The organism is Streptomyces sp. NPDC096311, assembly GCF_044763085.1.
Lineage (GTDB): Bacteria > Actinomycetota > Actinomycetes > Streptomycetales > Streptomycetaceae > Streptomyces.
Window position 1 is genome coordinate 347,928 of record NZ_JBIWFN010000012.1, and the last position, 12,934, is coordinate 360,861.

The 12,934-nt window shown below is 71.6% G+C and carries 13 protein-coding genes; 6 read left to right on the plus strand and 7 right to left on the minus strand.

The genetic code is table 11. The features are described from left to right. The first annotated feature begins 172 nt into the window (after window positions 1-172). Window positions 173-1,414 carry a 3-phosphoshikimate 1-carboxyvinyltransferase gene (gene aroA, locus ACIRA5_RS30165; RefSeq protein ID WP_403695753.1) on the plus strand — a complete coding sequence of 414 codons (1,242 nt, stop codon included), beginning with the start codon at window positions 173-175 and terminating at the stop codon, window positions 1,412-1,414. Here the strand turns inward: aroA and hemC are convergent, their stop codons facing one another. After that, on the minus strand, window positions 1,415-2,350 hold the full coding sequence (gene hemC / locus ACIRA5_RS30170) for a hydroxymethylbilane synthase (RefSeq protein ID WP_403695756.1): 936 nt from the start codon (window positions 2,348-2,350) through the stop codon (window positions 1,415-1,417). Between the two features lie 83 nt (window positions 2,351-2,433). Continuing rightward, a complete protein-coding gene (locus ACIRA5_RS30175; RefSeq protein ID WP_403695873.1) occupies window positions 2,434-3,234 on the minus strand; it encodes a sugar phosphate isomerase/epimerase family protein in 801 nt (266 codons plus the stop codon). Window positions 3,235-3,307: 73 nt separating this feature from the next. Here ACIRA5_RS30175 and ACIRA5_RS30180 point away from each other — a divergent pair, with 73 nt between their 5' ends. Further along, window positions 3,308-3,439, plus strand: coding sequence for a hypothetical protein (locus tag ACIRA5_RS30180; RefSeq protein ID WP_403695758.1), 132 nt, complete (start codon window positions 3,308-3,310; stop codon window positions 3,437-3,439). A gap of 10 nt (window positions 3,440-3,449) precedes the next feature. Here the strand turns inward: ACIRA5_RS30180 and ACIRA5_RS30185 are convergent, their stop codons facing one another. Then, entirely contained in the window at window positions 3,450-4,382 is a 933-nt protein-coding gene (locus tag ACIRA5_RS30185; RefSeq protein ID WP_352046929.1) for a bifunctional helix-turn-helix transcriptional regulator/GNAT family N-acetyltransferase, read from the minus strand. Between the two features lie 316 nt (window positions 4,383-4,698). On the opposite strand from ACIRA5_RS30185, the gene ACIRA5_RS30190 reads away from it, so the two are divergent. Beyond that, window positions 4,699-6,126 carry an alkaline phosphatase family protein gene (locus tag ACIRA5_RS30190; protein ID WP_403695761.1) on the plus strand — a complete coding sequence of 476 codons (1,428 nt, stop codon included), beginning with the start codon at window positions 4,699-4,701 and terminating at the stop codon, window positions 6,124-6,126. Window positions 6,127-6,438: 312 nt separating this feature from the next. On the opposite strand, the gene ACIRA5_RS30195 is transcribed toward ACIRA5_RS30190, so the two are convergent. Beyond that, entirely contained in the window at window positions 6,439-7,488 is a 1,050-nt protein-coding gene (locus ACIRA5_RS30195; RefSeq protein WP_403695764.1) for a LacI family DNA-binding transcriptional regulator, read from the minus strand. Between the two features lie 304 nt (window positions 7,489-7,792). Here ACIRA5_RS30195 and ACIRA5_RS30200 point away from each other — a divergent pair, with 304 nt between their 5' ends. Genes ACIRA5_RS30200 through ACIRA5_RS30210 form a run of 3 tightly spaced genes read left to right on the plus strand, consistent with a single transcriptional unit; the run spans window position 7,793 to window position 10,922 of the window. Next, window positions 7,793-8,944 (plus strand): Gfo/Idh/MocA family protein, encoded by a 1,152-nt coding sequence (locus tag ACIRA5_RS30200; protein WP_388521268.1) that lies wholly within the window; start codon window positions 7,793-7,795, stop codon window positions 8,942-8,944. After that, on the plus strand, window positions 8,941-10,095 hold the full coding sequence (locus ACIRA5_RS30205) for a dihydrodipicolinate synthase family protein (RefSeq protein ID WP_403695767.1): 1,155 nt from the start codon (window positions 8,941-8,943) through the stop codon (window positions 10,093-10,095). Before ACIRA5_RS30200 ends, ACIRA5_RS30205 begins: the two co-directional genes overlap by 4 nt. Further along, a complete protein-coding gene (locus ACIRA5_RS30210; protein ID WP_054231848.1) occupies window positions 10,092-10,922 on the plus strand; it encodes a sugar phosphate isomerase/epimerase in 831 nt (276 codons plus the stop codon). The genes ACIRA5_RS30205 and ACIRA5_RS30210 overlap by 4 nt, the downstream gene beginning before the upstream one ends. Before the next feature lie 29 nt (window positions 10,923-10,951). Here ACIRA5_RS30210 and ACIRA5_RS30215 read toward each other — a convergent pair whose 3' ends face one another. The 3 genes from ACIRA5_RS30215 to ACIRA5_RS30225 all read right to left on the minus strand — a co-directional run bounded on the left by ACIRA5_RS30215 (window position 10,952) and on the right by ACIRA5_RS30225 (window position 12,850). Continuing rightward, window positions 10,952-11,338, minus strand: coding sequence for a DUF937 domain-containing protein (locus ACIRA5_RS30215; protein WP_403695770.1), 387 nt, complete (start codon window positions 11,336-11,338; stop codon window positions 10,952-10,954). 226 nt (window positions 11,339-11,564) lie between these two features. Then, window positions 11,565-11,954 carry a D-ribose pyranase gene (gene rbsD / locus ACIRA5_RS30220; RefSeq protein ID WP_261684776.1) on the minus strand — a complete coding sequence of 130 codons (390 nt, stop codon included), beginning with the start codon at window positions 11,952-11,954 and terminating at the stop codon, window positions 11,565-11,567. Then, window positions 11,951-12,850 (minus strand): ribokinase, encoded by a 900-nt coding sequence (locus ACIRA5_RS30225; protein WP_403695773.1) that lies wholly within the window; start codon window positions 12,848-12,850, stop codon window positions 11,951-11,953. Before ACIRA5_RS30225 ends, rbsD begins: the two co-directional genes overlap by 4 nt. Window positions 12,851-12,934 lie beyond the last annotated feature (84 nt).

Below are 12,934 nucleotides of genomic sequence, written 5' to 3' on the forward strand. Positions count from 1 at the left end.
GTATGCGGATTGGACGAAGCGGTGCGGGTCGGGGTTCCCCGGTTTCCGCCGGTTCGGGGAATTGGTGCGGGTGGGGCGAATGGGTGGGACGGTTCGACGCCGGGCTCGCGCAGACAGGTCCATTTGGCGGACGTTCCCACGCCGGAGCGGGTCGGGGAGCCAGCATGAGGACATGGCCGTCGTCGACATCCCCGGTTCCAAGTCCATCACCGCGCGTGCGCTCTTCCTGGCGGCGGCGGCCGACGGGGTCACGACCCTCGTACGGCCGCTCCGGTCGGACGACACGGAGGGTTTCACGGAGGGCCTGAGCCGGCTCGGCTACCGCGTCGGACGCACCCCGCACGCCTGGCAGATCGACGGCCGTCCCCAGGGCCCGGCGGCCACCGACGCCGACGTGTACTGCCGCGACGGCGCGACCACCGCCCGCTTCCTGCCGACCCTCGCCGCCGCCGGGCACGGCACCTACCGCTTCGACGCCTCCCCGCAGATGCGCCGCCGCCCACTGCTCCCGCTCACCCGCGCCCTGCGCGACCTCGGTGTCGACCTGCGGCACGACGAGGCGGAGGGCCACCATCCGCTGCGGATCGCCGCGGCCGGCGTGGAGGGCGGTGACGTGACGCTCGACGCGGGCCAGTCCTCCCAGTACCTGACCGCCCTCCTGCTGCTCGGCCCGCTGACCCGCAAGGGCCTGCGCATCACCGTCACGGACCTGGTCTCGGCGCCGTACGTCGAGATCACGCTCGCGATGATGCGGACGTTCGGCGCGTCCGTGCGCCGGGAGGGCGAGGTGTTCGTGGTCTCGCCCGGCGGCTACCGCGCTACCACCTACGCCGTCGAGCCCGACGCCTCCACCGCGAGCTACTTCTTCGCCGCGGCCGCCCTGACCGGCCGCGAGGTGACGGTCCCCGGCCTGGGCACCGGAGCGCTCCAGGGCGATCTGGGCTTCGTCGACGTACTGCGGCGGATGGGAGCGCGGGTGGAGGTCGGCTCCGGCGGGACGACGGTCGCGGGCACCGGCGAACTGCGCGGCCTCACGGTCACCATGCGGGACATCTCCGACACCATGCCGACGCTGGCCGCGATCGCGCCCTTCGCCTCGGGCCCGGTCCGCATCGAGGACGTCGCCAACACACGCGTGAAGGAGTGCGACCGCCTGGACGCCTGCGCGGAGAACCTCCGGCGGCTGGGCGTACGGGTGGAGACCGGGGCCGACTGGATCGAGATCCACCCCGGTGCGGAACCCGTGCCGGGCGCGGAGATCAAGACGTACGGTGACCACCGCATCGTCATGTCCTTCGCGGTGACCGGCCTCCGCGCGCCGGGCGGCGTCTCGTTCGACGACCCCGGCTGTGTACGGAAGACGTTCCCCGCCTTCCACGAGGCCTTCGCCGCCTGGGCCGGCCCGCTCGGGTGATCAGTGCGGGATGTCGTCGATCAGTTCGCGGGCGCCCTGGCGCAACAGGGCGACGGCGACCGACGTGCCGAGTGTCGCGGCGTCGAGGCGGCCCGCCCACTCGTGGGCGTTCAGTACGGTCTTGCCGTCCGGGGTGAACACGCAGGCACGCAGGGACAGTTCGCCACTGCGGTGGGCCTTCGCGTAACCGGCGATCGGTGAGTTGCAGTGGCCCTGGAGGACGTGCAGGAACATCCGCTCCGCCGTGGCCTCGCGGTGCGTGTTCGGGTCACCGAGGTCGCTGATCGTCTCGATCACGTCGGTGTCGCCCTCACGGCACTGGAGGGCGAGGATGCCCGCCCCGATCGGCGGCATCATCGTCTCGGGCGACAGGATCTCCGTGATCACGTCCGCCCGGCCGATCCGCTCCAGCCCCGACACCGCCAGCATCAGCGCGTCCGCCTCACCCGCCGCCAGCTTCTCCAGCCGCCGGTTGGCGTTCCCCCGGAACGGCACGCACTCCACGTGCGGGTGCGAGGCGGCCAGCTGAGCGCCCCGCCGTACGGACGAGGTGCCGATCCGTGTCCCCTGCGGCAGCTCGTCCAGCGTGAGCCCGCCCGGGTGCACGAGGGCGTCCCGGATGTCGTCCCGTGCCAGGAACGCGGCGAACATCGTCCCCGCCGGGAGGGGACGGTCCGCGGGGATGTCCTTCACGCAGTGCACCGCGAGATCGGCCTCACCGGCCAGCAGCGCCGCGTCGACCTCCTTGGTGAACGCGCCCTTCCCCTCGACCTTGGCCAGGTCGCCCATCCACTTGTCACCGGTCGTCCTCACGGGCACGACCTCGGTACGGATGTGCGGATGGAGTGCGCCCAACTCGGCACGGACACGCTCCACTTGGGCCAGGGCCATGGGCGAGTCGCGGGAGACGATACGGATCAGTTCCGGTGCCGACATGCGCTCCACGATAGCCCGTCGGCGAGGAGCGGCGAGCCGCGGGACGCCCGCCCGGGCGTGTGCGCGCGTCGCCCCGACCGGTCCTAGGCGGAGTCGTTCAGCAGGCGCCCGAGGTGCTCCCGGCCCGGTCCCAGCAGCTCAGGCAGCGGCGCGGCCCCCTCGTGCCACCGCTTCTCGTACTCCCAGCACAGCCAGCCGTCCCAGCCCTCCCGGGAGAGGAGTTCCACACAGTCGGCGAGGGGCAGGACGCCCGCGCCGAGGGGGAGCGGCGTGGTGTCCTCGGCGGAGGCGATGTCCTTGACCTGGAGGTAGCCGAGGTAGGTGCACAGGGCCGCGTAGGTCTCCGGCGGCTCCTCGCCGCCGAGCCAGGTGTGCATGATGTCCCACAGCGAGCCCACGTGGTGATGGCCGACCAGGCCCAGGATCCTGATCGCGTCCGCGCCCGTGCGGTGCGAGTCATGGGTCTCCAGCAGGATCCGTACGCCCAGGTCGGCGGCGTACTCCGCGGCCGTGCCGAGCCGCCGAGCCGCCGTCGCGTCCGCCTCCTCGACGCTCTGCTCGGAACTCGCGCCCGGGAAGACGCGTACGAACGGGGCGCCGAGGTCGTGGGCGAGGTCGAGGAGCTCCTTGATCTCGGCGACGACGATGCCGTCGTCGCCCGGCGCCGCCACCCGCGCGTAGCCCGCCACGCCCAGGATCTCGATGCCGCCCGCCTTGAACGCGGCGACCACCTCGGCCCGCTCGGCCGCCCCGATCCCGGGGTGCACCGGCTCCTCGGGATGCGCGCGCAGCTCCACCCCGTGGTAGCCGTGCGCGGCGGCGAGTCGTACGACGTCGGGGATCGGAAGCCCGGGCACGCCGAGCGTGGAGAAGGCCAGCTTCATGGGCATGGACCCTACCTTTTCCACCAGCACTGCCACGTGCCCTTTGTGTCGCCAAGATGCCGAAATCGCTGGCGTGCGAGCGGTGGTGGGAGGCGTCGACTTCGACGGGGCGATGGGAAAGGTCCGCTTCGACGCGAACGGCGATGGCGTGTCCCCGGTGGTGACCGTCCACCGGATGAGCGGCGGCACCTGGAATCCCGTGTGAGCCCGACCGGTCACTCCTGTGGGGGATGCAGATCCAACCGCCAGTCCTGGCCGGTCAGGTCCGCTCCGAACGAGCGGTGCGGTTTCTCGGCGACGAGGACGAAACCGTGGCGCTGGTAGATGCGGCGGGCGGCGGAGAGCACGTCGTTGGTCCACAGGACCAGGTCCCGGTAGCCGCCGTCCCGCGCGAAGTCGATGACGGCCTCGACCAGCCGGTCGCCGATGCGCAGCCCGCGCGCGTCGGGCTCGACGAGGAGGAGGCGGAGGCGGGCGGTCCCGGGCGCGTCGTCGCGTACGCACATCACGCAGCCCACCGGCCGGCCGTCCAGCTCGGCGATCCACACCCGCTCCAGGTGCGGATCGTGGTCCTCGGCGAAGTCCGCCACGATCCGGGCGACCAGGCCTTCGTAGTCGGCGTTCCAGCCGTACTCGGCGGCGTACAGCGCGGCGTTGCGCTGCACGATCCAGCCGAGGTCGCCGGGTCCGGGGTCGCGCAGGACGACGTCCTCGCGGCGGGGTGGGCGCCCGGAGGAGAGCAGCGTGCGCACGGTCCGCATCGCCTCGGCGAGCCGGGGGCGGTCGTCGGCCGGCACGGTCGCCAGCAGCGCCCCCACCGATTCCCGTGAGCGCTCGTCCAGCAGGGACGCCGTCTCCCTGCCCTGTGCCGTGAGCGTGATGCGGCGCCGCCGCGGGTCCCGCTCCGAGGGCGTCCGCTCGATCAGGCCATCCTGCTCGAACTTGTTCAGGATGCGGCTCAGGTAACCCGCGTCCAGGGACAGTTCGCCGCGGAGGTCGGCGGCGTCGGTGCGGGGGGAGTGGGCGAGCTCGTACAGCACACGGGACTCGGTGAGGGTGTAGGGGGCGTAGAGGTGGCGGCCGTAGTCGAGGGCCCCGATGACGTTCGTGTAGAAGCGGTTGAAGGAGCGGATGTCCTGGACGGTCATGATCACTCAACCCCGGATGGTCGGCGCTGGTTGTTCCGGTCTGGCTCAGCGGCCTTGGTTGCTCGGACCTGATAGTTGACTCAGTCAGAGGTATGTGCCGAGCCTACGGCTTCGGCCAAGCGCGGGCAACGGTCGGGCAACTCCCTGGCAATCCCGGTCATGACGTGGCCAACCCCTTGCCGCGCGTTGGCCACGAGTTCATCGCAGGCCTCTGCCAACCCTCGGTCGTCCCTAGGAGAGTGAAGCGGCGGGCCCGCTCCCGTGCGGGCCGCCGTTCGACTCCGGAGAGCTGACGAAGTCTCAAGAAGGGGCAGCAATGGCCGAGTTGACACGTCGTAGACTCCTGGGTTCGGCCGCGGGCGCGCTGGGCGGCGCCGCGGCACTCTCCCTCCTCCCGCCGAGCGTCCAGAAGGCCGTCGCGGCCGGGCCGCCGAAGCACGGCTCGCTCCGCGACATCGAGCACGTCGTCCTGCTGATGCAGGAGAACCGGTCCTTCGACCATTACTTCGGCACCCTGTCCGGCGTTCGCGGCTTCGCCGACCCGCACGCGCTGAAGCTCGACACCGGGCGGTCGGTGTTCTACCAGCCCGACGCCGTGAACCCGAAGGGGTATCTGCTCCCCTTCCACCTCGACACCCACACGTCCAGCGCCCAGGCGATCCCGTCCACGAGCCACGCGTGGGCGGTGCAGCACGAGGCGTGGAACGGCGGGAAGATGGACCGCTGGCTGCCGGCGCACCGCAAGGCGGACGGGATCAACGGGCCGTACGTGATGGGCTACTACACGCGTGAGGACATCCCCTTCCAGTTCGCGCTGGCGGAGACCTTCACCGTCTGCGACCACTACTTCTGCTCGGTGTTCGGGCCGACCTGGCCCAACCGGCTGTACTGGATGACCGGCACGATCGACCCCGGCGGCACGCAGGGCGGACCGGTCCTCGTCAACAAGGCGCCGACGCCGTACCGGTGGACGACGTACGCGGAGCGGCTGCAGGCGGCCGGGGTCAGCTGGAAGGTGTACCAGCAGGACGACGACTACGGCTGCAACATGCTGGAGCAGTTCGCGAGCTTCCGCGCGGCGGCGCCGGGGTCCGACCTGTACGAGCGCGGTGTACGTCCGCAGCCGGAGGGCACGTTCGAGGACGACGCGCGGAACGACCGGCTGCCGGCCGTCTCCTGGATCATGCCGACGAGCTTCCAGTCCGAGCACCCGGACTACCTGCCCGCCGCGGGCGCCGATTTCGTCGCGTCGAAGATCGAGGCGATCGCCTCGAATCCGAAGGTGTGGCGGAAGACCGCGTTCATCCTGAACTACGACGAGAACGACGGCCTGTTCGACCATGTGCCGCCGCCGACGCCCGCGGCCGGTACGCCGGACGAGTTCGTCCAGGGGCTGCCCATCGGGGGCGGATTCCGGGTCCCCGCGATCATCGTCTCGCCCTGGACGGTGGGGGGTTGGGTGGCCTCGGAGGCGTTCGACCACACCTCGACGCTGCAGTTCCTCGAGCGCTTCACGGGGGTCGAGGAGCCCAACGTCAGTGACTGGCGCCGGTCGACGTTCGGCGACTTCACGTCGGCGTTCCGCTTCTCGGACGGGCGTCCGCGTCCGCCGCGGCTGCCGGACGACACGGCGGAGCAGCTGGAGAAGGCGAAGGAGGAGGTCGCGACCCTTCCGAAGCCGACGCTTCCCGGTGCCGACCAGTCGTTCCCCCGTCAGGAGAAGGGGCACCGCCCGCACGTGTGATCGCGGGCCCGTGTGGGTGGGTCGGGGCCGTGGCGGTACGTCGAGCCCGTCGCCGCCGGATCAGACGTGGGCCGGGCAAGCGATCCGCTGCTCGATCCGAACGTAAGCGACGCGCTTGCGACGCACCGCCACGGCCCCTTCCGTGTGTCCCCCGGCTGCGGGTGAGTGGGGGCGTAGCCCCCCCAGGGGCGCAGGGAACTGCGAGCCCGGCCCCCACCGGCCCGCAGGTGACAAACCCACCCGGGGGTCTGGGGGCGGAGCCCCCAGGGACGGGAGGGTCGGGTAGGGGCGGCGGGGGCGAAAACCCCACGTTCAGACTCGCGGTACCCCCGTGGACCCCCGCACCATCAACTCCCCCCGCACCGTCGCGATCCCGCCCGGCGGCGGCTCCTCGCGGCCCATCGCGATACGCCCGGCCCTGGCCCCCGCCTCCGAGAGGGGCAACCGCACCGTCGTGAGCGCGGGGACGGCGTCGATACTGAAGGGGAGGTCGTCGAAACCGGCGACGGACACGTCGTCGGGGATACGCAGGCCCGACTCACGCAGCGCGGCACACGCGCCGAGCGCGACGGTGTCGTTGGCGGCGACGACAGCCGTCAACGACGGGTCACGGCGCAGGAGTTCGAGGGTCGCCTCGTAGCCGGCGCGACGGTCGTAGCGTCCGTGCACCGTGCGGCGCGGATCGTCCTCGATGTCGTGCGCGGCGAGCGCGACGCGGTGCCCCTCGAGGCGGTGCCGGGTCGTCGTCCGCTCCTCCGGGCCCGCGATGTAGCCGAGCCTGCGGTGGCCGAGCCCGATCAGATGCTCGGTGAGCTGCTGTCCGCCGCCCCTGTTGTCGAAGGTGAGCGCGATCGCCTCGGGGGCGTCGGGCGCGGGCGGCCGTCCGCACAGGACCACCTGGGTCCCCGCGTCCCCGAGCTTGCGCAGCTTCGCCGCGACCGCCGCCGCGTGCGGCGCGTCCTCGACGGCGCCGCCCGTCAGGACGACCGCGGCGGCGCGCTGGCGCTGAAGGAGGGTGAGGTAGGTCAGCTCACGCTCCGGGGAGCCGCCGGTGTTGCACACGACCCCGAGCCGTTCGCCGCCCGCACGTCCCCCGGGCCCGCCGATCTCCGACTGGATCGCGGCCGCCATGATTCCGAAGAAGGGGTCGGCGATGTCGTTCACCAGGATGCCGACCAGGTCGGAGGTGGCGGCGGCCAGCGAACTCGCGGGTCCGTTCAGTACGTAGTCCAGGTCGTCCACCGCGCGCAGCACCCGCTCGCGCGTGGACGCCGCGACGGGATAGTTCCCGTTCAGCACCCGGGACACGGTCGCGGGCGAGACCTGCGCACGCGCCGCCACGTCCGCCAGGGTCACGGTCATCTCGTCGTCCTCCGGTCACGCATCTCGTAGCACCTCATCGTGCTTCTCGTGCTCGCTGTGCTCTTTGGCCTGCCGTACCCGTCGTACCCGTCGTACCTGTCGTGCACGTACTGCTCGTAGTGCTCCATCCGACCGTGCCACGCCCCCTACGTCCAGCCGTCCGGACGGTCGAACATCTCGTCGTCCGTATGGTCTTGTCCAATCGGCTCGACAGAGGCTAACTTCTTCTTGTGTAGAAAGCGCTTGCTGTCACGTTCACCAGTGGGGCGTACGCGGCGCGGAACCCGCGTACGAAGGGAATCACGTGACACGCAAGACGGTGCGAATCGCCATGAACGGCGTGACGGGGCGCATGGGCTACCGCCAGCACCTCGTCCGCTCGATTCTCGCCCTGCGCGACCAGGGCGGCCTCGACCTCGGCGACGGCACGGTGCTGTGGCCCGAGCCGGTCCTCCTCGGCCGCCGCGAGCACGCGCTGAAGGCGCTCGCCGAGCAGCACGGCCTGGAGCACTGGTCGACGGACGTGGACGAGGTCCTCGCCGACCCGACCGTGGAGATCTACTTCGACGCCCAGGTGACCTCCGCCCGGGAGGAGGCCATCAAGAAGGCCATCGCGGCGGGTAAGCACATCTACACCGAGAAGCCCACCGCCACCGGCCTCGACGGCGCCCTGGAGCTGGCCCGCCTCGCCCACGAGAAGGGCATCAAGCACGGGGTCGTGCAGGACAAGCTCTTCCTCCCGGGGCTGCTGAAACTCAAGCGGCTCATCGACGGGGGCTTCTTCGGGCGGATCCTGTCCATCCGCGGGGAGTTCGGGTACTGGGTCTTCGAGGGCGACTGGCAGAGCGCCCAGCGCCCCTCCTGGAACTATCGCGCGGAGGACGGCGGCGGCATCGTCGTCGACATGTTCCCGCACTGGGAGTACGTGCTCCACGAGCTGTTCGGCCGGGTCACCTCCGTCCAGGCGCTCACCGCCACCCACATCCCGCAGCGCTGGGACGAGCAGGACAAGCCGTACGACGCCACGGCCGACGACGCCGCGTACGGCGTCTTCGAGCTGGAGGGCGGCGCCATCGCCCAGATCAACTCCTCCTGGGCGGTGCGCGTCAACCGCGACGAGCTGGTCGAGTTCCAGGTCGACGGAACGGAGGGGTCGGCCGTCGCGGGGCTGCGCAACTGCCGCGTCCAGCACCGCTCGGCGACCCCCAAGCCGGTCTGGAACCCGGACATCCCGGCCACCTACTCCTTCCGCGACCAGTGGCAGGAGATCCCCGACAACGCCGAGTTCGACAACGGCTTCAAGGCACAGTGGGAGCTGTTCCTGCGGCATGTGTACGCCGACGCCCCCTACCACTGGGACCTCCTCGCCGGCGCCCGCGGCGTCCAGCTCGCCGAACTGGGGCTGAGGTCCTCGGCCGAGGGCCGCCGTCTCGACGTGCCGGAGATCTCGCTGTGACCATCCAACTGCCCTCCGCCAGTGGGCGGTTGAAGGCCTATGAGCCGCGTGCCGTCCCACTCGCCGTCACCACCGGCGCGCCCTTCGCCTCCCGTACGGTCTTCTCGGCCGCGCACGTCGTCGCCGACCCGTTCGCGGACGTCTCGCCCGACTCGGCCGCCGCCGTCGACTGGGACGCCACCCTCGCCTTCCGCCGCCACCTGTGGTCCCACGGGCTCGGCGTCGCCGAGGCGATGGACACCGCGCAGCGCGGGATGGGCCTGGACTGGGCGGGCGCGGCGGAACTCATCCGCCGGTCCGCCGCGGAGGCGAAGGCGGTCGGGGGCCGTATCGCGTGCGGTGTCGGCACCGATCAGCTCACCGGTCCGGCCTCGTTGGACGAGGTGCGGACGGCCTACGAGGAGCAGCTCGCCCTCGTCGAGGAGTCGGGGGCGCAGGCCATCCTCATGGCCTCCCGGGCGCTGGCGGCGACCGCGAAGGGGCCCGAGGACTACCTGAAGGTCTATGGGCATCTGCTCCGCCAGGCGGCCGAGCCCGTGGTCCTGCACTGGCTCGGCCCCATGTTCGACCCCGCCCTTGAGGGCTACTGGGGGTCGGGCGACCTGGACGCGGCCACGGACGTGTTCCTGGAGGTCATCGCCGCCCACCCGGACAAGGTCGACGGCATCAAGGTCTCCCTCCTCGACGCCCAGCGCGAGGTAGACCTGCGCCGCCGCCTGCCGCAGGGCGTCCGCTGCTACACGGGTGACGACTTCAACTACCCCGAACTGATCGCGGGCGACGAGCAGGGCTTCAGCCACGCCCTGCTCGGCATCTTCGATCCGCTGGGTCCGCTCGCGGCCGAGGCGGTACGGGTGCTCGACACCGGTGACGTGAAGGGCTTCCGTGAGCTTCTCGACCCCACCGTCGAGCTCTCCCGCCATCTCTTCGAGGCGCCGACCCGGTTCTACAAGACGGGCGTCGTCCTGCTGGCGTGGCTGGCCGGGCACCAGGAACACTTCACCATGGTCGGCGGGCTCCAGTCGGCCCGCTCGCTGCCGCACTTCGCGCGGGCGTACGAGCTGGCGGACACCCTGGGCCTGTTCCCGAACCCGGAGCTCGCCGAGGCCCGGATGAAGACCCTGCTGGCCCTGTACGGAGTGACCTCATGAGCAGCCTCGCCCGTTTCTCCATCAACCAGATGACGGTCAAGCAGCTGTCGATGCCCGAACTGGTCGAGTCCTGCCTCGAGCTGGGGATCCCGGGTGTCGGACTCTGGCGTGAACCCGTCCAGTCGTACGGCCTGGACGCCACCGCCAAACTCGTCCGCGACGCCGGTCTGGCCGTCACCACGCTCTGCCGTGGCGGCTTCTTCACGGCGATCGACCCGCAGGAGCGGGCCCGCGCCCTGGACGACAACCGTGCGGCCGTCGACGAGGCCGCGACCCTCGGCACCGACACCCTGGTGCTGGTCTCCGGGGGGCTGCCGGCCGGCTCGAAGGACCTGCACGGCGCGCGGGAGCGGATCGCCGACGCGCTGGGGGAGCTGGGCCCGTACGCCGCCGAGCGGGGCGTGCGGCTGGCCATCGAGCCCCTCCACCCCATGTACGCCGCGGACCGTTGTGTGGTGTCCACCCTCGCCCAGGCCCTGGACCTCGCGGAACGCTTCCCGGCGGACCAGGTGGGCGTCACCGTCGACACCTACCACATCTGGTGGGACGACACGGCTCCCGCTCAGATCGCCCGCGCGGGCGCCGGCGGCCGTATCCACACCTTCCAGCTCGCCGACTGGACGACTCCGCTGCCCGAGGGTGTCCTCAACGGCCGCGGTCAGATCGGCGACGGTTCGATCGACATGCGGGAGTGGCGGGGGTACGTCGAGGCGGCCGGATATTCCGGGCCGATCGAGGTCGAGCTGTTCAACGACGGGCTGTGGGCGCGCGACGGGCGGGAGGTCTTGGCGGAGACGGCGGCGCGGTTCGTGGAGCACGCCGGGTAGCCCCGTCGGCGGCCGCTGTCATTTCCTGGTCACTTCTTGCGTGCCGCCCGCTTGCTGAGGACCGCCAGTACGACCGGGACGAGCATCTCGATGACGCGGGTGACCGTGGCCACCGGGATGCCCGTCTTCTTGGCGACGGCGTTCGCGACCGGCTTGCTCACCCTGGCCAGCACCCCGGCCATCAGACCGCCGGTGGCGAACCCGCCCAGGGTGGACACGCCCTTGAGCGGGGCCTCCTCCTCGGGCGCCGCCGCGGCCTCCTCCTGTACGGGGCCGGCGAGTGCCGAGACCGTGGTCCCGACCACCTCCTGGGCGCCCGCCGTGTCGGTCCCCAGCAGCCCCGCGATCTCCTGGAGCTTGTCGTCGCCCAGTTCACCGAGCACGTCGTCCTCGAAGGAGGAAGCGGATTCACTCATGCCGGAAAGCATCCCGAAAAAATCTCGGAAGGCCGTGCAACCCTTCCCGCAGCCCGCGTGTCGTACTTGGCATCAGGACTTCTGGAGGGGGATCTGGGGGGATCGCGGGGGTTCTGATGTCGGAGGGGAAAACCGAGGGGCCTGGTCGACGGACCGGGCCCCTCGAAGCATGTCGGGCACCGGGCTGAACGTGTGGTGCACCGTGCCGAACCTGTCGCACACCGGGCTAGAAGAACACCCCGCACCGCAGCAGCACGTTCGCGTACGGCCGTGCCTCTCCCGTGCGGACGATCAGCTTCGCGCCCGCCGACAGCGACTTCAGTTCCTCGTGGGAGACCGTCGACAGCGTGGGGAAACGGGCGTCCAGCAGGGCCGTCGCCTCCGGGTTGGCCCCGCGGACCTCGTGCGCGGCCGTGGCGCCCTCCACCACGAGTTCCTCCAGCAGCCCGTCGAGCACCTCGGCGAAGGACGGCACCCCGGCCCGGAAGGCCAGGTCCACGACGCGCGGACCGGCGGGGATGGGCATCCCGGCATCGCAGACGAGGACCCCGTCCCCATGGCCCAGCTCGGCCAGCGCGCCCGACAGATGGCGGTTCAGGATTCCGGCCTTCTTCAAAGGGACGCGACCTCCTCGGCCGTAGGGAAGGACTGCTGTGCGCCGGCGCGGGTGACCGCCGCCGCACCGACCCGGGCGGCGTACGCGGCGGCCTCGGCGAGCGGCTCGTCGAGCCCGAGCCGCCACGCCAGTGCCGCCGTGAACGCGTCCCCCGCGCCCGTCGTGTCCACCGTCTCCACCTTCACCGACGGCACCCGCGCGGCGCCCTCGGCGGAGGCCACCAGCGCGCCCCGCGCACCCAGCGTGATCACCACCGAGCGCGGGCCGAGGGCGAGCAGGGCGGACGCCCAGTCCTCCGGTGAGTCCCCGAGATCCGTGCCGACGATCACCCGTGCCTCGTGCTCGTTCACGATCAGCGGATCGCAGGCCGCGAGCACCTCGGCGGGCAGCGCGCGCGGCGGCGACGGGTTCAGTACGAAACGGCTGCCGGGAGCGAGATTCCGTACGACCTCCACGACCGTCTCCAACGGGATCTCCAGCTGTGCCGAGACCACGCGGGAGGCCGCCAGGAGGTTTCCGGCGGACCGCACGTCCTCGGGTGTGAGGCGGCCGTTGGCACCGGGCGAGACCACGATGCTGTTGTCCCCGGAAGGGTCCACCGTGATGAGCGCGACCCCGGTCGGGGCCCCGCCGACGAGCACGCCCGCCGTGTCGACCCCGGCCGCCCGCTGCGAGTCGAGCAGCAGCCGCCCGTGCGCGTCGTCGCCGACCCGGGCCAGCAGCGCCGTACGGGCTCCGAGGCGGCCGGCGGCGACCGCCTGGTTGGCGCCCTTGCCGCCCGGGTGGACGACGAGGTCGGAGCCGAGCACCGTCTCGCCGGCCGCGGGCCGCCGCTCGACACCGATCACCAGGTCGGCGTTGGCCGATCCCACGACCAGCAGGTCGTAGTCGTACATGAACTTTCTCCCTATGAAGGTGAGTCGAAGCAACGGGGCGAGCCGCCCGGCGGCGCGCGGAGGTCGTCCGCGTCGCGCTGCCCG